Below are 581 nucleotides of genomic sequence, written 5' to 3'. Positions count from 1 at the left end.
AATGTTCAACGAGTTCACTAAAGAAACTGGCATCAAAGTAAACGTTAAATTTGCGAAGGAAGGTCTAGCAGAGAAACTAGCTCAGGAAGGCGAATACAGCCCAGCGGACGTTGTCCTGACTACTGATATCAGCCGTCTAGCAGAACTGACAAACAAAGGTCTAGTTCAGAAAGTTGATAGCAAGATCATTGAAGAAAATGTACCAGCTCAGTACCAAGACAAAGAGAATGAGTGGTTTGCACTTACGCTACGTACTCGCAGTGTTTACTCTTCTCGCGACCGTGTTGGCAAACTAGGTGCGGACTTTAGCTATGCTGATCTAGCCAAACCAGAATACAAAGGTAAGATTTGTACTCGCAGCGGCAAGCACCCATACAACGTATCTCTTGTTTCTTCGATGATCGCTCACTACGGCGAAGCAGAAACGAAAGAATGGTTGGAAGGCGTAAAAGCGAACCTTGCTCGTAAACCTCAAGGTAACGACCGTGCACAAGTAAAAGCGATCAAAGAAGGTCTATGTGATGTTTCTTTGGGTAACAGCTACTACCTAGGCAAAATGGTTAACGACAAAGAGCAAAAAG

At 44.2% G+C, this 581-nt stretch carries 1 protein-coding gene; it reads left to right on the top strand.

Features of this window, described 5'->3' with window-relative positions; translation table 11 throughout:
• Positions 1-581 (top strand): extracellular solute-binding protein (locus R7190_RS29240; RefSeq protein WP_318138121.1); only part of this gene is annotated, 581 nt, incomplete at both ends.

The sequence above is a fragment of the Vibrio sp. 1078-1 genome (assembly GCF_033340475.1).
Note: the sequence above shows the minus strand (reverse complement) of the source record. Positions and strands in the feature narration are given on the sequence as shown.